The organism is Vibrio sp. B1FIG11, assembly GCF_905175335.1.
Lineage (GTDB): Bacteria > Pseudomonadota > Gammaproteobacteria > Enterobacterales > Vibrionaceae > Vibrio > Vibrio campbellii.
In genome coordinates this window covers 682,866-705,870 of record NZ_HG992752.1, presented here as the reverse complement: position 1 = coordinate 705,870, position 23,005 = coordinate 682,866, and the positions used below count along the sequence as shown (strand labels likewise).

Sequence of the window (23,005 nt, the reverse complement as noted above, 5' to 3'; positions counted from 1 at the left end):
GGTGATTTTTCATCTACGTTACATTTGCAAGTAGTTTAAGATCATCTTTCTTTTTTCAACTAATAAATCTCAATCAAATCATTAGATAAATATCTTCAAAGCTTACACTACCAAATGTTAAATATATCATTTACTTACCTACAAAATACTTAAAAACAGCGAGTTCAACTTTGACCTTTACTGATAAAAAAGAAATCTATTTAATTAACAATTAATACCAAAAATATGATTCGATTTTATAAATAGAAACACAGAGACTTATCTATTCTTGCCATTATTTGGTGCAAAGGCGCACTAATATGTCGCACGCATTTAATTGCTATTTAGATTTTATTAAATAGCTGAATGTTAGCCCTATGCTACCCATGACTATTTTCTTTAAAGGTGGCATTGAACGTCACTTTGCACTATCTTTGAGCCCTAACTCCTAAATTACATAATCATCAATATTCATGAATACCGCTTTGCTAACCATGTTCATCCCTACCTTCTTCTTTGTTTCGATCACGCCAGGGATGTGTATGACCCTTGCTCTCACGTTAGGAATGAGTATTGGGTATCGCCGAACCCTATGGATGATGGCTGGTGAACTGGTTGGCGTGGCACTGGTGTCTGTCTCTGCGGTATTGGGCATCGCTGCAATAATGCTGAATTATCCTTGGTTATTCACCGCCCTTAAATTAATTGGTGGTGGCTACCTTCTCTATTTAGGCATCGAAATGTGGCGCTCACGTGGCAAACTCGCCATCAACGTTGAGAATGTTGATGTCCCGACCAGTGGCAACTGGGATTTGGTTTTACAGGGCTTTGTCACCGCAATCGCCAACCCTAAAGGTTGGGCGTTTATGATTTCCCTTCTGCCACCTTTTATCAATCAAAATGCCGCTCTTGCGCCTCAGCTGATCGTACTTGTTTCGATTATTCTGATGTTCGAGTTCATTTGTATGTCGCTTTACGCCACAGGTGGCAAAGGCTTGAAGCGTTTACTGGGGCAATCAAAAAACGTCCGCTTGATGAACCGTATTGCTGGCACCTTGATGATGGGTGTGGGTGTTTGGCTGTTGATGAGTTAAGGAAAGCGTTTTCGATAGAAAGTCCGAGTTATGAAGAAAATTTTAGATAAGATCAAACAGGCCATCGGTGAGGTATTGGATTTCCATGCTCGAGTATGGGTAGTAAATGTCTACGCCGGTGAACACAAAGGAGAGTCTTATGTGGTCAATGAGGACAGCTTCTCTGAGCCGTTACAGTGGATGAAAAAGAAAGGCTACAAAGATTCCATGCTCACCAAAGTAGAATCAATGAAGCGCTCCCAGGTTATTGAGTTTGATTTGGGCTCAGTCAAACATCGACTAATGAGAGTAAAATAACGCCCTCTTCTACTTCGTTTCTCGTTTCTCGTTTCTCTAGATAGAAAAGCGCCACTCAAATTGAGTGGCGCAAGCACTTTTACCTTACACACCAAGTATTATGGTGCAGTGTCGATCTCTACTGGTAGGTAGTGTTTTGGTTCTAGCTTCAACCATTCAGGAAGCACCGTACCAATCGAGATAGATGACCACGTACCAGATAGTACGCCGATAAACATTGCAGTCGAGAAGCCAGCCAAAGCTGAGCCGCCCATAATCCACAGCGCGCCAACGGTGATCAGAGTAGTACCTGACGTCACCATAGTACGTGAGAATGTCGCCAGTACTGCTTCGTCGTTGATTTGCTCTGTTTTCCAGTTTTGCTTAGCCACCAGCAGTTCACGAATACGGTCTGCGATGATGATCGAGTCATTCAACGAGTAGCCAAGAATTGCCAGAATCGCCGCAAACACCGTTAGGTTGAACTCCATTTGAGTGATGGCAAAGAAGCCGAGAACCAAGATAACGTCGTGTGCCAGAGCAAACAGCGAACCACTTGCCAAACGCCACTCAAAGCGGAAACACAAGTAACCAAGAATCGTCAGTACTGAAATCAATAGCGCTAAACCGCCTTGATCAAACAGATCTTGACCTACTTGAGCACCAACGATGCTGTTACTTACCACATCAACTTGGTGTGAGATTGGTTTAAGCACATCTGCTACGCTCGGTAGTGTTTGCCCTTCTGCAGGAGCAGAGTAACGAATCACCCAACGGCCATCTTCACCTGAACGCGTGACTGATGTTGATTCACCAAGCTTTGGTTGAAGTGCGTTAAGCAGGTCATGGTTAGTCAATTGTTTATCGACTTTCACTTCAGTAACCATACCACCAGTGAAGTCTAGACCTAGGTTAAGCCCTTTCATTCCCAGAGCAACAAGAGCAATAATCGTTAGAACTGCCGATACAGCAGTCGTGAAGTAACGAATCTTACGGATATTTTGTTTTAGTATTTCGACCATGATTAAACCCTCACATCACGACGGCCATCGCGGCCCCAAATTAAATTGATCATTGCACGAGAAGCGAATACGCCTGTAAACATACTGGTCATCAGACCCAAGCCTAGCGTTAACGCGAAGCCTTGGATTGGACCGTTACCAATCGCGTATAGAATCACAGCAGTGATCATGGTGGTGATGTTGGCATCAAGAATGGTTGCGAATGCACTGTCAAAACCGAGGTCGATCGCTTGAGCGAAGCTGCGGCCTTCACGCATTTTGTCTTTGATACGTTCGAAGATGATTACGTTGGTATCCACCGCCATACCGACAGTCAGAACCAAACCAGCAATACCAGGGAGCGTTAGCACGGCACCAGGAAGCAGTGCGATTAGACCAAGCAAGCAAAGCATGTTTGCACACAAAGCCACGTTCGCAACCCAACCAAGACGACGGTACCAAAGCGCCATAAATGTCAGGGTTAGACCCATACCTAGTGCTAGAGCAGCAAAACCGTTTTGGATGTTTTCTGCACCTAGAGATGCACCAATTGTACGTTCTTCAACGATCGTCACTGGCGCTGTTAGAGAGCCCGCACGCAGAAGCAGCGCAAGCTGTTGTGCTTCATCCATGCTACCCGCACCTGTGATGCGGAATTGGCTACCAAGTTGAGACTGGATAGTTGCAACACTGATGACGCGCTCACTACGCTCTGTCATACCACGTTCGTCCGTTTTGTACTCGCGGTATACGGTCGCCATTGGTTTGCCGATGTGTGTTGCAGAGAAGTCACTCATCTTCTTGCCACCCGCGTGGTCTAGAGAGATGTTTACTTCTGACATACCCATTTTGTCGACGCCAGCACGTGCGTTTACGATGTGCTCACCCGTTAGTACTGGGCGCTTAGTCAGGATTACAGTACGACCGTCGTTGTCTTTCAATACAAGGTCTTGGCTACTACGAGCTTGACCTGCGTCTTTTACTTCATAGAACGCAAGACTGGCTGTTGCACCGATAACATTTTTCGCTTGCGCTGGATCTTGAACACCTGGAAGCTCAATACGGATGCTCTCTTTGCCTTGGCGTTGAACCAATGCTTCTGTAATGCCCAGCTCTTCGATACGACCACGCATGATCTTTAAGTTTTGTTGAAGTGTTGTGGTTTGGAATTCTTGGATATTCTGTTCACTTGGTTGAAGCTCAAAACCGCGATCTGAGCCAGTCATTGTCCAACCAGGGTAGTTTTGACGAATGAATTGGCTTGCCGCTTTGAGACCCGCTTCGTTCTCGCTGTTTACTGCGATGTGGTTGTGCGCCTCTGCACGAACTTGAACACCGCGAATACGCTCTTCACGCAGATTTGCTTTGATCTCATCAACCAATGCATCACGTTGTTCCTCGAACGCTTTGTTCACGTCTACGTTTAGTAGGAATTGCACGCCACCACGAAGGTCAAGACCAAGTTTGATCGGGCTAAAGCCCATTTCGTTCAACCATTCAGGAGCAACAGAAACGTAAGAGAACGTAATGCTGTCTTCTTTGTCTAGCTGCTCGTTAAGCAATGCGCGTGCTTTACTTTGCGCGTCTTCACCATCAAAAACGATGGTGGTTTTTCCGTCTTTCTCAATGATCTTAGACGCAGGAATATGATGCGTTTTCAACAGTTGGTCTAGCTGGACCACTGACATCGCACTGTTGCTTTGGTCAGCAAACGTGACCTGAATAGAAGGCTGCTCACCAAACCAGGTTGGGATCGCGCTCAAGGTTAAAATAATAACGGTCGTAATAAGTACGACGTATTTCCATGCTGAGTAATGATTCAGCACTTTTCTGTTCTTTTGTGGTTTTGGTGTTTTCTTCATGTAAACATCATCCCTTCACTGAGCAGTGAAGCTTTAAATAATTAAATTCAAGACACGACAAAACGCTTACCTGAACGATATGCAGGTACAGAATGCCCAGAGCTTTAGTGGCCCTGTTGAAGAGTTATCGTGTTAAGAACGCACAAGATGTGCAGAGTGATGGTGCCTACGCAGAAAATTGACTATTAAGCGCGACATACATGGCGTTGGTTTCTTTCCAGCCGGAAAGACGATGGTCGCTAACGAAGTGATTAAATACAGATTGGTTTTGACGCCAACTGATGTCTATTAGGCTATAAGCGTAGCCAGCATCAGCATAAAATGGCGCATTTAAATCGCCAATGAAATCAATGTGTTCGTCTTCGATATTCTCACGCAGGTGCGATGTCCAACGTTGAGAATTAAAGATAGCAAGAGAGTCTTGGAAAGCATGGCTTTCAGAAACTGGAGACTGGGGGCTTTCTTCTGTGAATTCCGCAAAATCTACAGGTGAACTTGATGTAGAGCTGGTTGCCGTAAATGGCTGCAACTTGGAGAAGTGAGGCAAATAGGATTTCTGTTCTGCTTGTGCAGCCGACGCCTGCAGTGGCGACAAAGCCATTGCAAGAAGCAACAAAAGCAGTTTTCTAACGTAAATCCAAGGCATGATAGCTCACTTAAAACAAAACGAGCCGAGTTCTTCAACTCAGCTCGGTGATAGTATTCCTATTGCTTATACTTAACAACTAAAAAGTTATAAATCTCTGTTTTCAACCATGGAAAGCAATTGCCATAGGGGCTGACGCGATATTCATCGGTAAAATATTTCGCCTTTATCGACATCCAAATAGATTTTGTTTTCTTGCTCTAGCCCGCCACAGTAGATGAAGTACACATTACGCGTCTTGTATGTCACTGAGCGAACCCAGCCGCCCAATTCTTCAAAATCACTTGGGTCACATGTCTCGTCATCCAGTAACTGCTGGGTTTTGTTTCGAAACATATCGAGGTGCGTTTTTAAATCGTCTGATTTTTGTAAGTAACCATCTAGAATTTCTAAACGCTCATGTTCTTTGATAACAGGTTCCGCATCAGACAACCCTTTTGAATCGACCCATTCTGCTGTTTCTTCCCCACCCTCTTCATACACAATGTAATCCGATAATCGGAACCAGCCATCGACCTTTTCCAGTACCGAGACCTTCTCTCCTTTGTACAGTGAGTCAACGACTAACGCTTGGTGTTCAGGCTTGTTATAAACATCAATACGTCGCTCTATTACGTAGTATTCCTTGATCTCGGGTGCAGGAGCCTCTAGGTCCATGATTGGTTTCGGCTTCTCTGCTGGCTCATTCGGCTTTTCTGGTTCTTGCTTTTGTTCAGCAACGGGCTCTTCTTTCTGCATAAAGAAAAAGTAATACCCAGCTCCAGCCCCACCAAATAAGAGCAGAATAACCAGTGCTATCAGGGCCTTCTTCATGTTCTATTCCTTTTTGTTCCTTACACAGCATTACTTAAGCAATAAGTATCGCCATAGTAACTATAATGACAGAAGGTGCATAACAGATGCGTCAACTAACCAACGTGAAGAGAATGATGAATAAGTTCAAATGGATATTGCTACTATTCCCACTTCCTGCTTACGCAAGCATTCAGTGTGATCACGCATCTTGGAATGACAATCTTACCCAATTCAACCGTTTAGAGTCCAACTACAATCAGTATGTTGAGACATTCAATGCACTCTTAACCGAGCACAAGCAACGACAGTTACTCTCACAGACCTTCTCACCCCATGAGCTGACGCTCTTATGGCGCGCGCAAACCAACCAACGCGCTTTCCATAATCAACTCGAAGCGTCAATGCAGTACCAAAGAGAACTCACTGACAAAGCCAACACATTAGCAAAACTCAGCAAAGAATCGACATGGATGGCCAACGGCTGGGAAAAACTCGCCGATAAGTGTGAGATTTCGGATGAAAAAGCGAATCAAATTAGCGCAGAGTGGTATCAAATCAACGCCTCCCAGCTTGCTAAAGACTATACGCAACTAGCAACACAATATTTGGGTTTAGCGCAGCTGTACGCTAAAGAAGCCAGCGCGTTGAAATACGCTCAAAATGTACCTCAATAACCCTATTCATATTGGGATTGTTCCCGTTAATGAAATTGAGCAATTAATAGGCAAACAGGTCAATTTATAGAGAGGTACGTCACAATAATGCTTTACTTGCGACCAGTTTTTGGGTAATTTACCCATTAACAAAATTTAATATAAAGTCACATTTGGCTGGAGATGATACTAAACCAATGGTTATCAATCGATTAAGTAACAGGGATTGTCCTAATGCTACCAAAGCCAAGTTTTTGTCAGTAGTTAGGCACGTTAAAGAGTTCGGTTCAATCAGTGATTTGGACCTATGTAAAATCTTCGGAGAGACAATTTGGAGCGATGGGAGGGAGTACCATTCAGCCGCGTTCTCATTTAAGGTTGATAGACACACAGGTAACTGTGAGATCTCAAAATACAAATACCAATAAGGCTTAAAAGAATATTTCAAACGGAGACAGGAAACTGGCTCCGTTTTTTATTGCGCGCTATTTGATCAGCTTAGGCATCACCACCGTGAAATCATGGTCGGAATACCCCTCAATGAGATAACTCCGCTCACTCAACAGCTTACAATAACGCAGTATTCCCTCTTTGTTGTGGGACTCCAACATCCTCATACTTGGCAATTTAGCCTCATCCAACAAGTTAAAAGCACAAGCCAAATTTGCCGCATGATACATTTTGTCAATCATCTCGACCGTATGGTTCGGGTTCGTTGATTGGTAGTTCAGCGAGCCTGACGCAACCACATAGTCTACTCTAGGCAAGATAAGTTTAGAAAAGTCACCACGCATAAACTGATTTTCTGTTTGGAAGAGACGTCTGCGTGAATCAGCAATAAACCGCCTCTGCTGATCGATACCAACATAAAAGCTCGGTCGATGCCCTGCTTGTTCAATGAACGCCAGCAAATCTCCGTAGCCACAGCCAACGTCAAGAATGCTCGCTCCGTCCAAATGCAAGTCACGACAAAGAGCTTCAAAGCGCGTGATTTGGCTAAAGGTGTCTTGCCAACCTAAGGTTCGAGCTTTGTCGGCACCGAACTGCTTGTGTCTTTTTCGGTGGTAATGAGCGATGCGTAATCTATCGAGCCATTTCATAATGCCTTGCTACCTGAGCGTAAGAGTGATCTGTAAACCGTCGTAGTTATGAGTAAACCGGTAGGTTACCGTTGCCTTTAACTTGGCGGATGGCCAGATGAGTATGGATGTCTTTGACGTTTTCAAGCCTTTGCAACTTGCGCGTGAAGGCTTCGTAACCCGTGAGATCTTTGCTCACAACTTCTAGCAGATAGTCATACGCTCCGGAAACAACATGGCATGAAATGACTTCTTCCATATCGCTGATCGCTTGCTCAAAGTCATCAATCGATATTGCCTGATGATTATTGAGGCTAACTTCGACAAACACCGTCATTGCGATTCCAGCTCGCTCCCGAGAAATCATCGCTCGATAGCCACTGATCACCCCTTCTTGTTCGAGGCGTTTGATCCTTCTCGCACAGGGAGAAGCAGAAAGCCCCACCTTATCCGCGAGCTCACTGGTTGTCATCGTCGCGTCTTGTTGTATCAAATCCAATAACAGTCGATCAATTTTATCCATTCCGCCTTCCTTGCCAAATTTCACCACATATTATCCATACCAAGATGAAATTCACTAAGTTTAAGTTTTATTCGGTCATATTTTGCCACCATTGAGCGTCACTTTCATTCAATAATTAACACATCATTTACAAACACTCGGAATGCCTTATGGCACTTGGATACGCTGCAATCATTACAACGCTTTTTCTTTGGTCAGGTTTTTTTCTCTCTCTGCGCGGAGGCGCGATATCCGATCTTCAGCCTGCAGACATTGCTTTAGCACGCTTTCTTATTCCTGCCGTGGTATTACTGCCATTTGTGCTCAAGTCCATGAACAAAATACGCGTGGTGCCAAGTAAGTATTTGCTCGGCATCATTGCAGGCAGTGGGCTGCCTTATCTTCTGATTGCAGGTACTGCGATGCACTATGCGCCTGTTTCTCATGGCAGTGCTTTAATTCCAGGGACGTTACCGCTATTTGTCTCTGCTATCGCTGTCTTGTGTTATCAGCAACCATTGAGTCAACATCGCATTATTGGCTTATCAGCCGTATTACTTGGCATTCTGGTGTTTTTATTGTCCAACTTAGGGGCCGAATACAACTGGCTACAACTTAAGGGACACAGCTTATTTTTGGTTGGCAGCCTGATGTGGGCAATCTTTACGATTAGTGCGCGCGTGGCGAACTTAAACGCCTATGTTTGCGCAGGTTTTGTATCGGTCATTTCTTTTGCCATGCTCGTTATCGCCGTGGGGTTTGGTTGGCTTGATAGCTACCTTGCGACAACGCCTATCAAGCAATGGCCATGGAATGAATTAGTTGGTCACCTAATGCTGCAAGGGGTTGGCGCTGGTCTGATTGCCTCTTTCACCTTTCTTTATGCCGTTAGAACGATAGGAGCGGAAGCCAGTGCTGCATTTGGGTCATTAACGCCCGTATTGGCAACTTTATTAGCGATTCCAGTCTTTAACGAACAACCTGATACACTCACTTGGTGTGCGTTGCTGCTTGTCACCTGTGGCAGTATCATCGCGAGTAATGTCTTAATGAAACAAGATCCTAGCCAAAATTATCGGCCCCCTGTTCACAGATAAGAACAAAAATGCATAACTTTTCATCTCGCCTATTGAAAGCAAAAACAGCGATTTGATAACCTACTGCGATAAGAATTTAAAACGTCAGAAGTTATGCCTTCAACTCACACTAATGATGAACTGCATAAGTTCCTAAAAACCGGAATGCGAGTCTCGATTAACTTCGAGTTTGGTCCGGAAGAAAAGTACATTTATGCTGCAACGTATCTGGGTTTAAAAGAAAACGCGTATATTATTCTCGATATACCCACTCGCTTACTCGAAGAGCAAGCACTAAGAAAGCTCAACAATGTGGACGTTGTTATTCGCGGAGTGTCCGATACCGACCTCGGGCACGTTGTTGCGTTTAAAACCAGTGTATTGATGAACTTGCTGCGCCCTTCCCCACTGCTGTTTGTGAGGATTCCAGCCACTTTTGCTACGAAGCCAGTAAGAGGGCATATCGATGCGGAAAACCGCTGCTCTGTGGCCAATATCAAAAAGCTTCAAAAAGGTTGGATTGTCGGCGTAAAGTTCGCTGAACCGCTCAACATGACCGACGATCTCAAGAACGAGCTCTGGGAGCACTCCTTCTCGGCTAGCACGATTTAGCAATAAGCCTTAATAGGCATGAGTTTGCACAAAATAAAAAGGGAGCATTGCGCTCCCTTCTTCACTTTTATTATTTAACTTCAGGCTCTAACTTATCACTGCCATTTAACCGTTAGGTTCTTTCTACCAAGAAACGTTGTTTGAAATCGACAAACGCCTCATGTAACGCATTCTCTTTAATTGGCTTCAGCATGACATAGTTTGCACCTGCCGCCATAAACGCATCACTGGTTTCTTTCGCGGTGTCTGCTGTACACGCGTAAATTGGCGTTCCAAGCCTCAAGTTCTGGCGAATCTCGTGCGTTGTCTCTATACCACCAAGGTGAGGCAATTGATTATCCATGAGGATCAGATCGTAAGTGGTATCAGAGAGGAGCTCCATCGCTTCCAACCCATCCTTCGCCCAATCCACCTGCATTTTATACTTCTTGCAGAAAGCCTGAAGGATAAACGCATTGGTATGGTTATCTTCCACCAGTAGCACTTTTAAACTTTCATCAAACAAAGCTTCCGGCTTGATACGTTGACTGACCTCCAGAGGCCTTAAGACACGCTCACGATCTTTTACTGGAAGTGTTATGACAAATGTTGTTCCCACCCCCTTGCTACTGCGGACCTGAACATCACCTTCTAACATATCGACTAGGTTCTTAACGATGGTCAAACCTAGGCCGCTACCGCCATATTCGCGAGTGGTTGTCGCTTCTTCTTGCACAAAAGGTTCGAACATTTGGTCGAGCTTATCGCTTTCAATACCGATGCCAGTATCAGTCAGTTCCACAACTAACACGCTGTTCTCCGCACCATAGAATTGTTCCAGTTCTGCGTGCAGTCGAATCGAGCCAGTCGGCGTGAACTTGACGGCATTGCTCACCAAGTTAAATAGAATCTGATTCAGGCGGACTTGATCGGTGAAGATTTCAACATTCGGGTCAAGCTCATTCTCGATGACCAACTCCACCCCCTTATTTGTGCAAATCGGACGATAAATATTTTCCAGTGTACGCATGGTATCGGTGAAAGAGAATGGGTGTTTCTGAATATTAAACTTGCCCTGCTCTATCTTTGAAAAATCGAGAATATCGTTCAGTACTGCAAGCAAGTGCTCGCCACTGTGGCACAGGACGTCGATTTGATTCTTCTGCTCTTGTGTATCGACAGAATCTTTCAATAATTGTGCGACACCTAAAATGCCGTTGATTGGCGTACGAATTTCATGGCTCATTTTAGCAAGGAAGTCTGCACGCGCTTGCGCCGATTTTTCCGCTTCCCTACGCGCAATGTTACTCTGCTTCTCGGCTTCGATGAGTGTTGTAATGTCTTGGCCTTGCACAATAATGCCACTGATATCCCCATCAACACGAATTGGCGACAAATTCCATCGGTAGATCTTATTACCAATAGGCACGTTCACCCCAGTCAGCGTCGCACCTTGAGCCGCCATTTTAAGGTGTGGGGTCAATTTCTCTTTAAAGCCTTGGAAGACCGGATGCATGATTTCATGATCGTCTTCGATCACTAATTCTTTGCGCGCGGCAGGGTTCATCTGAATCAGGACACTCTCTTCAGACCAAACCATGATGGGTGATAAGGCAAAATTAAACAGATCTCGGAACGACTTCTTCTGCGCTTCAAGCTCTTCGAATGTACTTTCAAGGGTTGAACCGATGTGATCAAACTCTTCAATATCCGAACCGCCAAATCGTTCAAACCCTTTTTCCTCACGAGCAGAGCGGGTGTAAGACATCAAAGATTCTAACTGCGCCGAAACTTTACTCTCAATCCATTCCCTACTCATTAAGGCAATCATGATCATTCCGATGATCGATGCAAGCATGGCTAGAATATGTTGGATTTGTAATGTCACCACACTCTGATTGTCTTGTACCGTTAACAAGCAAAGCTCGGTAGTCACTGCATTTACCACAATTGGCGTTTCTATTACCAACAGCTTATCGAGTCTTTTGTCTGAGCTTTTACGCTGCAGTACATCAGCAACGTTATAAGGCTCATCACCAATCAAAGAGTTTGCTAAAGGCACACTATTAGCGACCAGCACCACATTGTCGACGTTACTTTCACTCTTGAGCTTTTCCATCAAAGCGAAGTTGTTGTCTAAGACGACGGCATTAAATGAGAAACCAAGCACCTCTCCTGTTGACGGGTCTAGGATCGGCACACGGCGCACGAGCATATGTCTAGAACCAATAGAGGTCATGACATTAATGTAATACCAGTTGTTACTGAAACTGACCCGATTGGCAAGGCTATCAAGGATAAGGTCGTTTACGCCGTAGAAATGCGCATTTCCATCGTCCCAAATGATGCCTTTGTGGTCCGTTAGAAAACGGAATTCTGGTGTGTGCGACGGATCGCTTTGGTCGATACTGAGGAAGAAAAAGTTGAGCGCATCCGTGTCGCGATCAGCGTAAAAATCACGAATGACCTCGCTCTTGGAATTACTGTCATGATGTATTTGGATCGCCGCAAAGTGGCTATCAAATATATTGTGGATCAGTGCAGAGGTTTGCTGTTTGGTCCGGTCTACTTCTTGCCAAATGATTTGCTTGGAGAAGTAATAGCTCTGAATGAAAATCCCCAGAATAATTGGGGCAAGAACTAAAATGATGATCTTTGTTATGAGCGTCGCCAGCGAGCGACGCTTTTTAATGTTTGATCGCGTTGTTATCATCAATTATCTGAATATCTAAATGCGCGCTTTTTCAGCGCTTCGATTCTCTCCGGTGAATCTGCCTTTGTTACGATTTCAAAGTCACCTGAGTATACGGTCGGAACTGGTTTATCTTCCAAGTCCCACTTAATCGCTTCTGCCATGGCTATGCCAGTGTCATCATTCATACGCATGACGGTGATGTCTAAATCACCCTTCTGGATAGCGTCTAACTCAGCAGAGCCTCCACCCCAGCCATTGATCATAATATCTTCACGTCCCAACTCAGCCAGTGCGTCTACTGCACCCAATGCTACGTCGGTCGAACATGCATAGATAAAATCAACATCTGGGTGTTTTGCTAAACTCGCTTTCGCAGCATCATAGCCGGATTGCTTGGTTGCCTTCGTGTAATACGCTGATTGTAGCTCAAAGTTATTATCACGGTTTACTTGGTGAATAAAAGTATCACCTCTCACATCGCTAATATAACCTTCAGAAAAGTAGAGCACACTGTAATATGTGTGTTTTGGGAAGAACTTTCCGAATTCTGTTGCTAATTCACGACTGCCTTCTGCGTGGTCAAATCCGACATATAAAAACGGTTGATGTTTGTCCCACTCACGGACTGGTGTAGTGATATTTTGCAAGATCAATTTGGTGTTCGTTGAGTCCAAAACGTGCTCAACAAATTTACGGTGTCTTGTCGTATCAAGCGTGAAAATCAAGTAATCCGATTTACTCTTGAGCGCTTCCATTAGTGACAAGCTTTGTTGCTTGATATCAGCATTTGGACGAGTAAACACTTGGTTCAGTTGGTAGTTAATATTCAACTTATCCAAACGTTTTTCGAATGCTGCAATATTTCTTACCCAGTAATCTGAAACTTGCTGCCCTGGGTAAACCACTGATATTTTAAGCGGACGTTTTGTCGGTTTAGACAGTGGGACCGGCTGTTCTCGTACTGCTTCTGATAAAGCATTGGTGAGATTTCGTTGCTCGGGAAATTCGTCCAAAAACTCTTGATAACCCCAGTACCCATTCAAAACTTGTGTTGCTTGAGACGCTGGAGAAAAACCGACCATAGAAATCAGGGAAAATAGTAACGCTTTCTTCATCTATTGCTCTTTTAGTTTTTATCGAGCATGGATCTGCTCTTATTTTTGCCTAGCCGAGTCATCCTTTACCCTAATCAATTCATCTTCCATAAATTGCCCGTTTCTATATAAATTTTCTTGATACAAAGCCGAACGGGCATCAACGTATTATGTGGTACAACTGCTCGAAATGATACCCACAACTATTAATAATTCGCCCACACGCGTCAAAAATAAACCGCCATTTAAAGGCGGTTTATTTTTTGTCATTTTGGGTATTCATTCGAGGAAAAAATACGGAACGAGTCGCTCAAGTTTGCACTTTTTGACTGCCGATACCTCTATATTTGGCTGGCAATACATTGCACTTATGACTATTACACCTAAGCCTTACCAATAAACGAATTGGCGTGCCCCAACTCATTTACGCGAGTAAAAAACGAGTGATTGGTCTTCACCAACTTGAATCGCCGCACTTTCTTGCACCAGTAACTCTTTTTTAGTTTTAGTTAACTGTTTGATGAAGTATTCCGCTTTCATAGCCATGCTTTTGTTTTCAAAAGCACAGGACCACTCAAGTACAAGCGGCCCTTTTCCTTTTAGTGCTTTCGCGCCTTTACCACTTTGGTGTTGATTAAAACGCCTTTCCACGTCATTTGTTACCCCGCAATACAAAGCATTGCGGTTGTTACGAATCAGATAAACACTCCAACGTTGCTCGGCAGTATCACTCATGAAAGCAAAGATTCAACCTGCTCTTTCAAAGCGGCAAGCTCTTCACGTAACTCTGCGACTTCTTGCTCAAGCTGTGTAATACGTTCAGAGCCCGCAGAAGAAGGGGCCGTCGTTGCTACCGCAAGCTCACTGACATCCACTTCACCGCAGAACAAATGCATGTATCGAGATTCACGCTTACCGGCTTCGCGAGGTAGCTTCACGACTAATGGGCCCTTTTCATCATTAGCAAGGTGCTCAAGTACATTTTCAACTTCTTTAACATCGTTGAAAGTCGCAAGACGGTTTGTGCGAGTGCGAATCTCACCTGGCGTTTGTGCACCACGAAGCAACATGCAGCACACGATGCCTTTCTCTTGTTCCGTTAGTTTTAGATCGCCAAACTCGGTATTGCAGAATCGATGTTGGTACTTGCTCACGCGACTGTTGAAGCCACTTTCGTCGCTCACTAAACGGCGTTCGATCAACGCATCAACCGCGTCCAGTACGTCAGCTTCGGATAGCGACATTACTGGCTCACGATTGCTCTTTTGGTTGCATGCGTTAGTCAATGCGTTAAGGCTGAGAGGATATTGGTCGGGGGTGGTCACTTCTTTTTCGATTAAGCAGCCAATTACTCGTGCTTCAATTGCCGTTAGCTCAACTTTCATAATGCATTTCCTTATTATTGTTGCATTTGAATTTGGGTATCAGGCTAAAGCATAGCGCATGGACCTGACACCCTTTGCGAATCGGGTTAGGTCTTAATGCTCTGAGAGAATCGACACTTTGGTCATCTTCCCATTCTCATCAATCATCATTATCTTTGAACGGTTCAGTTCAACTTCGGTGATTTCGAGTTGCGTCCTCGCCGCCACATATGCGGCTTTGAGCTTCGTTGCCATAGAGTCGTCATGGGATTCGACATCTTGGTTTTCGACTTGCTCCGCAATAGTTCCAGAGTTCATTTCGAGCTTCATATCTTTATCTTGAATGCTATCGATAATATAGCGAAGGCCCCAGCATGACAACGAGTCCCTGCGTTCAAGTGAGCAACATTCACGCTTTTAACGCGCGATTGTTAATACCACATCAAAATTGGTGGATAAATGTTCAACCCTGCCGCGCGTTTGATCTAAAGACTGTTATGCCACGAGATGTTGTGCTTTAATCGAGTCAGATATTCACAAATTAGGAAAGGGAACCATGAGTAGCGTATTTGAAATCGTGAACCAAGCTCGTCGTAAAAACAAACTAAAACGTGAGCTGCTTGATAACGAGAAAAAAGTTCGTGACAACCGTAAACGTGTAGACCTACTAGAAAACCTACTAGACTACATCAAGCCAGAAATGACTCACGACGAGATCGTTGCAATCATCAAAAACATGAAAGCTGACTACGAAGACCGCGTTGACGATCACATCATCAAGAGTGCAGAAATCTCTAAAGCACGCCGTGACATCAGTCGTCGTATCCGTGAGCTAACAGAAGAAGACAAGCAAACTAGCGGTAAAAAATAAAGCCGACTTAGTTGCCGTATTCAACCCCGAGCAAGCACGCCTTGCTCGGGGTTTCTTTTTGTCTCTTTGTTGTACAGTGTGTACAATAAAAACAATTTCCGTTCCAAAAACACCCATATTTTGTATGTCTTCTACTTCTTCTAATGCCCAACCGACGTTAGCGAAACAACTCTTTACGATGACTTGGCCAATGCTGTTTGGCGTTCTGTCATTAATGAGCTTCCAATTGGTTGATAGTGCGTTCATTGGCCAACTTGGTGTCCTTCCCCTTGCAGCACAGGGTTTCACTCTTCCCCTTCAAATGGTGGTGATTGGTATTCAAGTTGGCTTAGGCATCGCGACCACAGCGGTCATCTCAAAAGCACTCGGCGCCAACAATGCTCGCTATGCTAAGCAGCTGGGAGGCCTAGTGCTCATGATTGGCTCAGTTGGTGTTGCGGTCTTTGGCCTGCTTATTTGGCTGCTGCGCTACCCTATCCTCTCTCTATTGAGCGCACCAGATTCAGTTATGCCCATCATCGATAGCTATTGGCCTTGGTGGCTATTGAGTTCATGGGTAGGTGCGGTACTGTATTTCTACTACAGTATCTGCCGAGCCAATGGCAACACCATGCTGCCAGGCACCATGATGATGGTCACCAGTGGTGTGAACTTAGTGCTCGACCCACTGTTTATCTTCACTTTCGACCTCGGTATCAACGGTGCCGCTATTGCGACAGTGATTGCTTTTGGCTTCGGTATTCTAGTAGTGGCTCCTCGCGTTCAGAGGAACCATTGGGCTAGCTTCGAATGGCACGATTTGAATGTGGTTAAGAGCGTTACATCCATCGGCAATATCATGGGGCCAGCGATGATCAGCCAACTGTTGCCACCACTTTCTTCGATGTTGGCAACTAAGCTACTTGCGGGATTTGGTACCGCAGCCGTCGCTTCTTGGGCTTTAGGGTCTCGCTACGAATTCTTTGCCATCGTTTCGGTATTGGCATTAACCATGTCTATGCCGCCAATGGTGGGCCGATTACTGGGTGCGAAAAACTACGCTGACATTCAATCGCTGATTTCTATCGCGGTGAAATTTGTTCTTGGCTTCCAGCTTCTAATCGCCATCATCACCTTTGTCGCTGCAGATCCACTTGCTCTGCTTATGACCAGTGATGCTGAAGTGACCAGCGTGCTTGAAATGCATTTGATGATTGTGCCTATCAGCTTAGGCTCGCTGGGCGTGTGTATGTTGATGGTGTCGATCTGCAATGCTTTAGGTAAGTCGTACACAGCGCTAACCATCTCCGCACTACGACTGTTTTTGTTCTTCCTTCCGAGCCTTTGGGTTGGCGCGCAAATGGGAGGCATTAAAGGGCTGCTTATTGGCGCTTGCCTAGGTAACCTCATGGCAGGTATCGCTGCTTATTTAACATACCGTAAAACCATTCATAAGCTCGTTTCTACTGAAGCTGCGGCTTAAGAGAGCCAAATAAAACAAAGCCCTCACGATGAGGGCTTTGTTCTTTAGACCATTTAGCATGATGCTGTTTTAAAGCTTCAGAAAAGCAAGCACCTAGTTTAGTGCAACTTTATCTGCAGGAAATACAACGCCTGTTTGTCTTCTTACCTCAGTCAGCACTTTAGCGACCGTCAATGAGCGTTGCTTCATTTGAGGCGCAATCGACCCCAGCTTCAGTTGCTTAGCAAATGCCTGCGCTTCATAGTACATGTGGTTCTCTTCTTGAGGTAACGTGAGTACTTCTTTGTCCTCACCACGCAAAATGCGCTCAACACCACGCCCTGTAGCAATCATATCCACCAGCAGACTACCCTGTTCACCTTGGAATTCACTTGGGATGAGTGAATCACTCACCTTCGAGTGCAATAGGTTCACATTAAAGCCGTCATAAGCCAAGGTCACGCTGCCACAACCATCAACGCCAGAAGACAAAATATGCGCACTCGCTTGTACACTATTCGGCTCACCAAACAACTCAACGGCAGAACCAACGCAGTAGTAACCAATGTCCATGATGGAGCCGTTGGAAAACTCAGGATTGAAAGTGTTTGGATTCTCACCATTTAGATATTTCTGATAGCGAGAAGAGTACTGACAGTAACTGATCGTAGCATGACGAAGAGGCGCGATCGTCGGTAGACTGTCTTTTAATACTTTGAAATTCGGAGTGTATGGTGACATGAAGGCTTCAAACAACACGACATTATTTTCTTCAGCCGTTTTAAACATTGCTTGAGCAAGAGAATAATTTGATGCCATCGGCTTTTCACAGATCACGTGCTTGCCCGCTTTGAGCATCTGCACTGCCTGAGGCGCATGAAATGAGTTTGGGCTCGCGATGTATACTGCATCAACGCTTTCATCCGCCCCTAAAGCATCGAGGTTATCGTAATAAGCTTCTGCGTTGTAAGGTGAGCCAAATTCGCGTGCTTTCTCTACATCACGAGAGTAGACGGCGTGAAGACAAAACTCTTTGGTCTGAATCGCCGCTTCAACAAATTGTTGAGAGATCCAGTTCGTCCCGATCACAGCAAGTTTGAACATATTACTTCCTTTTCTTTATCGTTCTGGAAGCCGTAAGGAGTCCGGCTCGCAGACACGATTTAAGCAAGCTTTAGTTCATTAAACAACTCAAACAGTTGATTCGATTTGTAAGGTTTCGGTAAGTAAGCATCCATTCCCGCGGCAAAGCAGTTCTGAATGTCTTCTTCAAGCACACTCGCTGTCAAAGCAATAATGGTGGTCTTCCCACTCCCAACTTCTTTCTCCCAACGGCGAATTTCTTTTGTTGCGGTCAAACCATCCATTACTGGCATCATGCAATCCATAAGAATGGCATCGAACTGTTCCCCTTTCGTGATGGCTTCTAAGGCTTCTTGCCCGTTACTGGCAATCAAGTAATCGTAGCCAGCTTTATCCAAGAAGAAGCTGGCGATCTTTTGATTCATCAAATTATCTTCCGCAATCAAAATTCGACGATGTGTACGAGACTGGTTGATATTGTGGACCATTGCTGACTTCGTGACATTGTAACTTTTAGTATTCTGCTCAACCTGCGCAAGCTCATCAATGGCGTGCCTAAAGCGATTACCGAGAAAAGGCAATGTCAGTACCGCGTGAATGCGTTCTGAGTTGGTATACGTGGTTGCCAAGTGATGCTGACAAATTATCACTCGGCTTACATCAACATGGTTTTCCAGTTCATCCACTATCGGAGTTAACTCAGCTTTACCATCATGACAATAAAAGATGACATCAGCGTCCCATGAGGATTCAGCGAGTGCGTCAATAGTTTCTACCTCGGAGAGCTGTATACTGGCAAGGCGGCATTCTTTAACAATTTGTGCGGAATATGCGCATTTGTCACCAATAAGAAGACCACTGCGAATGGTTTCGGAATGCCAACCGACGCTTGGTAGCGCTTCCACTTCAATTGAGAACTCGAAACTGGTCCCTATTCCTTTGGAAGACGAAGCAGTTAGCTGTCCACCCATCATGGCGACCAATTGTCGACAAATCGCCAGCCCTAATCCCGTCCCGCCAAATTGACGCGAAATGCCTTCGTCTTCTTGGGTGAAAGGCTCAAAGATGGTGTCCAGTTTGTCCTGCTCTATCCCCACACCAGTATCGGACACTCGGAAGGTCAAAAATACGCTCTTTTGTGTGGTAGATTCTTGGTAATTAACGTCGATATTAATGCTGCCCTGCTCAGTAAACTTCACTGCATTAGAAACCAAGTTCATGATGATCTGTTTGATGCGATGGTCGTCAACTTTAATCCGAGTAGGAATACGTTCGTCTAAATTGATGTTGAGTTCCAGCCGCTTGGACGTCGCTTTGGATTGGAATAAAATCACAGATTGATAAACGACTTCACGAATATCAGTGTCGATTAAAGACAATTGCAAGTGGCCCGATTCAATTTTAGATAAATCCAAAATGTCGTTGAGCAAAGTAAGTAGTGTGTGCGACGACGTATCAATGTCACTCAAGACTTCTTTCTGATGATCCGATAGATCACTTTGCGACAAGATCTCAGTCATTCCAATGATGCCGTTTAGAGGCGTGCGAATTTCGTGAGACATACTGGCAAGAAAAACGGATTTTGCTCGGTTTGCAGAAATGGCCGATTCTTTGGTTTGCAAAATCTCTTCTGTTTGGCGGTTTTGCTCTTCCATCATTCGATTGACTTGTTCCGCAAAGATCGTGAACTCATCGTTGCCATCAACCACCACCTTCTCCCCTTTCACATGCTCATGAATCAAGGTGTTGAGAGAGTGAATAATGGAGTCCAATTTGCTGTGCACTCGATACCAAGTACCAAACCCCAGCCAACACAGTAGTACAATGATAACCATCACCGCCGATGTCATCAGCATGATACTTTGTTTTTGAGAACTGACTTGAACGAGGAGCGCGTGCTCGACTTCCTGAGTGAATCCCGCAGTCATTACATGCAAACGCTGAACACGGTGATCAAGGTCTCTCAAGTAGCCTACATAATCCGATTGAGACATCTCTCCTGCTAGCAAACGCCCCCGGGCTTCGATGCTCGATAAATAACGGGGAGAAGTGTATAAACTGAGCAGCTTTTCGACCTGTTCGTCTGACGCACCTAGCTTTATAAAGCCTTCTAAGCTTTGCTGTTGACGCTCTATCGCCTGAAAGAACATATTCTGATTCGGCACACTATTAGGTTGTAACACTAACCGATACGTTAACCAGGCTTCTTTTTGTGTCCAATACGATAGCTGCGCGAGGTAGGCGATGAAATCTTGCATCCAGTGCGCTTCATCACTGTCAAATAAGTGATAGTGCTGCACTAACGCTTCAGACATTTCCTGCAACAAACGAAATGACCAATCCCCCGATCCTACCGTGTCACGGAGATCGCCAGAAATTACGTCAAGCATCGCGCGCTTTAAATCATCCGAATACTCCATCGTATGACTGTTTTGAGTGAACTGATCATAAATAGAAAGCGCTTTGTCGCGTTGCACTTTCACTTCAATCGGTAAAGGCTGCTCTTCTCCATATTGGTGACGCTCTTTCTCCATCTCATAGACAAAATGCGATGCTTCAGAAATGAGCTTTAAACCTTGAATGTTACTAACCGTTTGATTGAGTTGTACGACTCTTTGAGAATTAATAAAGAACTGATTAACAGCAAATACTGCAATCACCACCGCAGGTAGCAGTGCAAGTAGAGCTAAACGTAGTTTTATAGAAAGTTTGATCATCCGTTCGCCCGTATTAAGAAAAGGCTCTCGAATTAATACTAGACTACTTTCATAGATTAAATATGAACTTGTATGAAGTGTTTTATTTGCTGTTTAACTCGCCTAAAGTGGTCAAAACGCCAAAATCACTATTCATTGACCTGATGTAACCCAAAGTTATGTGAAACAAAAATGTGATAGCTTGCAAAATTTTGCAGCATCAATTTTAAACAGATTTCGTTAAATTAACTCATTGTAAGGAGAGACTTGGGCATATCTCCTAAAATGGCAAAAGTTGTTTACCATTTAAGTGGTAAAGACAACAAAGATCACATCATTCAAGGCATAGTTCACCTTGTTACATATCATCACTTTGAAATGATCCATTATTGTCGCGAAATAAGCCATGCAGATAGAAAAAGTCAATACCTATAAAAGACCGCTAAAATCACATTAATCAGCCAAGAATTAGACCTTAAACCACACTTTCCACTGGATTTATTTTTCCTAGCAGAATAAGACCTCCACCCGTACAATCCGCACACATAACTATTACAACTTAATTACAAACACCCTCACTTCACGCTCTACCGTTGAGGTACTAGCCGAAAGTAAGGTCAGCCCCCCAAAACGTGAAAGGTCCAAAACAACAATGAGTCCAGAGAAATATCTCCAAGACTGGCAAACTAGCCAAACGATTGCTGAATCTATTTCCCCTCTTATTGGTAAGTTATATCGTCAAAAAGGAATCGAAGTGGTTCTGTTTGGTAAAACACTTATCAACGCAACAACCATCGACATTCTCAAAACTCACCGTATTGCAAGACGTTACACCGGAAGCCCTCTCTCTCTAGAACAAACCATGCCAATCATCCAAGCGCTTTGCGAAATGAGCATCTCGTCTTGCCGCGTTGATGTTGGTCAGCTTGCTGGTATGTACTGGAAAGATCGCGAAGACACAGCCGCACTTAGCGACTTTTTACACACTGCACTTCAAGGTGCTCGTGACGCAGACTCTTCTCTAGCAGCTCGTGATGTGGTTCTTTACGGTTTCGGTCGAATTGGTCGTCTACTTACTCGTCTGCTGATTGAAAAGAGTGGTCCTGGTTACCCGCTTCGTCTGCGTGCTATCGTGGTACGTGGCGGTAAGAAGGGTGATCTTGAGAAGCGTGCAAGCTTGCTACGTCGTGACTCCGTTCATGGACAGTTCAACGGTAGTATCGTGATTGATGAAGAGCGCAAAGCGCTGATCGTGAACGGTAACTACATTCAAATTATCTACGCAAACAGCCCGAGCGACGTGGACTACTCAGTTTACGGTATCAACAATGCGCTAGTTGTTGATAACACGGGCGTTTGGCGCGATGCCGAAGGTCTGAGCCAACACGTAGCGTGTAACGGTGCAGAGAAAGTACTGCTTACTGCACCAGGCAAAGGTGACATCAAGAACGTCGTATTTGGTGTAAATGAATCTGTGATTCAAGAAGATGACACCATCATCTCCGCAGCAAGCTGTACGACTAACGCCATCACACCGGTTCTTAAAGCACTTAACGACAAGTACGGCGTGCTTTCTGGACACATTGAGACCGTTCACTCTTACACGAATGATCAAAACTTGATCGATAACTTCCACTCAGGCGATCGCCGTGGTCGTAGTGCTTCATTGAACATGGTTCTGACGTCAACAGGCGCAGCAAAAGCGGTAGCAAAAGCACTACCAGAACTTGCAGGTAAGCTTACAGGCAACGCAATTCGCGTACCAACTCCGAACGTATCAATGGCAGTTGCAAACCTAAACTTAGGTGAAGATGTCGACCGTGATTCGCTAAACGAATACCTACGTGAAATGGCATTAAACTCTGAGCTTTCTGCGCAGATCGATTACACAGATTCGACAGAAATCGTATCGAGCGACCTAGTTGGCTCTCGCCACGCAGGTGTGGTCGACGGTCAAGCAACCATCGCTCAAGACAAACGCTGTGTATTGTACATCTGGTACGACAACGAATTTGGTTACAGCTGTCAAGTTGTACACTGTATGGAACAAATGATGGGTGTTCGTTACCAAACATTCCCTCGATAAGGTGAACCTTGCTCCACAACGTTAACCACACTGTGTAACGAGCAAAATCCCAGCATTTGTTTTAAATAATAAGCGCCTTGCGCATTACTAATATACTTCCCCGCTTATACGCCTGATGACC

At 44.7% G+C, this 23,005-nt stretch carries 22 protein-coding genes; 9 read left to right on the top strand and 13 right to left on the bottom strand.

Going from position 1 to position 23,005, the window contains the following annotated elements; all coding sequences use genetic code 11:
• The first annotated feature begins 452 nt into the window (after positions 1-452).
• Positions 453-1,073: a LysE family translocator gene (locus KHO06_RS20030; RefSeq protein ID WP_038889034.1), complete on the top strand. Its 621-nt coding sequence runs from the start codon at positions 453-455 to the stop codon at positions 1,071-1,073.
• Positions 1,074-1,103: 30 nt separating this feature from the next.
• On the top strand, positions 1,104-1,370 hold the full coding sequence (locus KHO06_RS20025; RefSeq protein ID WP_045382045.1) for a hypothetical protein: 267 nt from the start codon (positions 1,104-1,106) through the stop codon (positions 1,368-1,370).
• 98 nt (positions 1,371-1,468) lie between these two features.
• On the opposite strand, the gene secF is transcribed toward KHO06_RS20025, so the two are convergent.
• The 4 genes from secF to KHO06_RS20005 form a co-directional block, all read right to left on the bottom strand.
• Positions 1,469-2,371 (bottom strand): protein translocase subunit SecF, encoded by a 903-nt coding sequence (secF, locus tag KHO06_RS20020; RefSeq protein ID WP_081233994.1) that lies wholly within the window; start codon positions 2,369-2,371, stop codon positions 1,469-1,471.
• Between the two features lie 2 nt (positions 2,372-2,373).
• Positions 2,374-4,212, bottom strand: coding sequence for a protein translocase subunit SecD (secD, locus tag KHO06_RS20015; RefSeq protein WP_005433497.1), 1,839 nt, complete (start codon positions 4,210-4,212; stop codon positions 2,374-2,376).
• A gap of 166 nt (positions 4,213-4,378) precedes the next feature.
• Positions 4,379-4,858, bottom strand: coding sequence for a hypothetical protein (locus KHO06_RS20010; RefSeq protein ID WP_212583231.1), 480 nt, complete (start codon positions 4,856-4,858; stop codon positions 4,379-4,381).
• Positions 4,859-5,002: 144 nt separating this feature from the next.
• Positions 5,003-5,671 carry an SH3 domain-containing protein gene (locus tag KHO06_RS20005; protein WP_212583230.1) on the bottom strand — a complete coding sequence of 223 codons (669 nt, stop codon included), beginning with the start codon at positions 5,669-5,671 and terminating at the stop codon, positions 5,003-5,005.
• 86 nt (positions 5,672-5,757) lie between these two features.
• Between KHO06_RS20005 and KHO06_RS20000 the strand changes: the two genes are divergently transcribed.
• Together KHO06_RS20000 and KHO06_RS26830 are read left to right on the top strand one after the other, a co-directional pair.
• Positions 5,758-6,327, top strand: coding sequence for an ATPase (locus KHO06_RS20000; protein WP_244858450.1), 570 nt, complete (start codon positions 5,758-5,760; stop codon positions 6,325-6,327).
• Between the two features lie 176 nt (positions 6,328-6,503).
• Positions 6,504-6,734 carry a hypothetical protein gene (locus tag KHO06_RS26830; RefSeq protein ID WP_077201883.1) on the top strand — a complete coding sequence of 77 codons (231 nt, stop codon included), beginning with the start codon at positions 6,504-6,506 and terminating at the stop codon, positions 6,732-6,734.
• Between the two features lie 57 nt (positions 6,735-6,791).
• On the opposite strand, the gene KHO06_RS19995 is transcribed toward KHO06_RS26830, so the two are convergent.
• Both KHO06_RS19995 and KHO06_RS19990 read right to left on the bottom strand, forming a co-directional pair.
• On the bottom strand, positions 6,792-7,406 hold the full coding sequence (locus KHO06_RS19995) for a class I SAM-dependent methyltransferase (RefSeq protein ID WP_122020748.1): 615 nt from the start codon (positions 7,404-7,406) through the stop codon (positions 6,792-6,794).
• 46 nt (positions 7,407-7,452) lie between these two features.
• Positions 7,453-7,908, bottom strand: coding sequence for an Lrp/AsnC family transcriptional regulator (locus KHO06_RS19990; RefSeq protein WP_005433465.1), 456 nt, complete (start codon positions 7,906-7,908; stop codon positions 7,453-7,455).
• A gap of 149 nt (positions 7,909-8,057) precedes the next feature.
• Between KHO06_RS19990 and KHO06_RS19985 the strand changes: the two genes are divergently transcribed.
• Together KHO06_RS19985 and KHO06_RS19980 are read left to right on the top strand one after the other, a co-directional pair.
• On the top strand, positions 8,058-8,984 hold the full coding sequence (locus tag KHO06_RS19985) for a DMT family transporter (RefSeq protein ID WP_212583229.1): 927 nt from the start codon (positions 8,058-8,060) through the stop codon (positions 8,982-8,984).
• A 93-nt stretch (positions 8,985-9,077) separates the two neighbouring features.
• Positions 9,078-9,575 carry a flagellar brake domain-containing protein gene (locus KHO06_RS19980; RefSeq protein ID WP_212583228.1) on the top strand — a complete coding sequence of 166 codons (498 nt, stop codon included), beginning with the start codon at positions 9,078-9,080 and terminating at the stop codon, positions 9,573-9,575.
• 112 nt (positions 9,576-9,687) lie between these two features.
• Here KHO06_RS19980 and luxQ read toward each other — a convergent pair whose 3' ends face one another.
• The 5 genes from luxQ to KHO06_RS19955 all read right to left on the bottom strand — a co-directional run bounded on the left by luxQ (position 9,688) and on the right by KHO06_RS19955 (position 15,025).
• On the bottom strand, positions 9,688-12,267 hold the full coding sequence (gene luxQ / locus KHO06_RS19975; protein WP_212583227.1) for a quorum-sensing autoinducer 2 sensor kinase/phosphatase LuxQ: 2,580 nt from the start codon (positions 12,265-12,267) through the stop codon (positions 9,688-9,690).
• Positions 12,267-13,364: an autoinducer 2-binding periplasmic protein LuxP gene (locus tag KHO06_RS19970; protein WP_038889042.1), complete on the bottom strand. Its 1,098-nt coding sequence runs from the start codon at positions 13,362-13,364 to the stop codon at positions 12,267-12,269. The genes luxQ and KHO06_RS19970 overlap by 1 nt, the downstream gene beginning before the upstream one ends.
• Positions 13,365-13,763: 399 nt before the next feature.
• Complete coding sequence (locus KHO06_RS19965; RefSeq protein ID WP_005433435.1) at positions 13,764-14,078, bottom strand: GIY-YIG nuclease family protein; 315 nt, start codon at positions 14,076-14,078, stop codon at positions 13,764-13,766.
• A complete protein-coding gene (locus KHO06_RS19960; RefSeq protein WP_038889043.1) occupies positions 14,075-14,728 on the bottom strand; it encodes a YceH family protein in 654 nt (217 codons plus the stop codon). The genes KHO06_RS19965 and KHO06_RS19960 overlap by 4 nt, the downstream gene beginning before the upstream one ends.
• 93 nt (positions 14,729-14,821) lie before the next feature.
• Positions 14,822-15,025, bottom strand: coding sequence for a hypothetical protein (locus tag KHO06_RS19955; RefSeq protein ID WP_005433391.1), 204 nt, complete (start codon positions 15,023-15,025; stop codon positions 14,822-14,824).
• Positions 15,026-15,263: 238 nt separating this feature from the next.
• On the opposite strand from KHO06_RS19955, the gene KHO06_RS19950 reads away from it, so the two are divergent.
• Both KHO06_RS19950 and KHO06_RS19945 read left to right on the top strand, forming a co-directional pair.
• Entirely contained in the window at positions 15,264-15,578 is a 315-nt protein-coding gene (locus KHO06_RS19950) for a DUF496 family protein (RefSeq protein WP_005373603.1), read from the top strand.
• Between the two features lie 124 nt (positions 15,579-15,702).
• The gene (locus KHO06_RS19945; RefSeq protein WP_212583226.1) at positions 15,703-17,040 is read left to right on the top strand and encodes an MATE family efflux transporter; all 1,338 of its coding nucleotides are present in this window, start codon (positions 15,703-15,705) and stop codon (positions 17,038-17,040) included.
• 93 nt (positions 17,041-17,133) lie between these two features.
• Here KHO06_RS19945 and KHO06_RS19940 read toward each other — a convergent pair whose 3' ends face one another.
• Together KHO06_RS19940 and KHO06_RS19935 are read right to left on the bottom strand one after the other, a co-directional pair.
• Positions 17,134-18,123, bottom strand: a complete 990-nt coding sequence (locus KHO06_RS19940) for a Gfo/Idh/MocA family oxidoreductase (RefSeq protein ID WP_212583225.1) — start codon at positions 18,121-18,123, stop codon at positions 17,134-17,136.
• Between the two features lie 59 nt (positions 18,124-18,182).
• Positions 18,183-20,819, bottom strand: a complete 2,637-nt coding sequence (locus KHO06_RS19935) for an ATP-binding protein (protein WP_212583224.1) — start codon at positions 20,817-20,819, stop codon at positions 18,183-18,185.
• A gap of 631 nt (positions 20,820-21,450) precedes the next feature.
• Here KHO06_RS19935 and KHO06_RS19930 point away from each other — a divergent pair.
• Positions 21,451-22,884, top strand: a complete 1,434-nt coding sequence (locus KHO06_RS19930; RefSeq protein ID WP_061066280.1) for a glyceraldehyde-3-phosphate dehydrogenase — start codon at positions 21,451-21,453, stop codon at positions 22,882-22,884.
• Positions 22,885-23,005 lie beyond the last annotated feature (121 nt).